At 61.8% G+C, this 468-nt stretch carries 1 protein-coding gene; it reads left to right on the top strand.

All coding sequences use genetic code 11. The features are described 5' to 3' along the window. Positions 1-58 precede the first annotated feature (58 nt). Positions 59-370, top strand: coding sequence for an ArsR/SmtB family transcription factor (locus tag HMPREF9538_RS20500; RefSeq protein WP_002912109.1), 312 nt, complete (start codon positions 59-61; stop codon positions 368-370). The last annotated feature ends 98 nt before the right edge of the window (positions 371-468 follow it).

Below are 468 nucleotides of genomic sequence, written 5' to 3'. Positions count from 1 at the left end.
CCCCCCCCCCCCCCGCCGTTATGAGCTGCGGCCGCGCCACCGCCGACACAGGATTATTATGATCGCCAATCACCCCGAACGAGAACAAATTCGCCTGGAAAATGTCCTTTCCGCGCTCGGAAACCCGCTGCGACTGGAGATCATTCGTACGCTGGCCGACGGCAGCGAGCTGAGCTGCAACGCCCTGCGCCAGGAGGAGGTGGCCAAGTCCACCATGACCCACCACTGGCGCGTCCTGCGTGACAGCGGTGTGATCTGGCAACGGCCTCAGGGACGGGAGAACATGATTTCGCTGCGCCGGGAAGATCTGGACGCCCGTTTTCCCGGCCTGCTGGATACGCTGCTGAAAGTTATGGTGCAGGCAGGATAAGCTCTTCTGCCGGGTGGCGCTTCGCTTACCCGGCCTACATAACCATTAAATTTCAGAAGGTTAACCATCACCGTAGGCCCGCGCAAGCGCAGCGCCGC

The organism is Klebsiella sp. MS 92-3 (assembly GCF_000195655.1).
Lineage (GTDB): Bacteria > Pseudomonadota > Gammaproteobacteria > Enterobacterales > Enterobacteriaceae > Klebsiella > Klebsiella pneumoniae.
The sequence above is the reverse complement of the archived record's forward strand: the minus strand, read 5'-3'. Positions and strand labels throughout refer to the sequence as shown.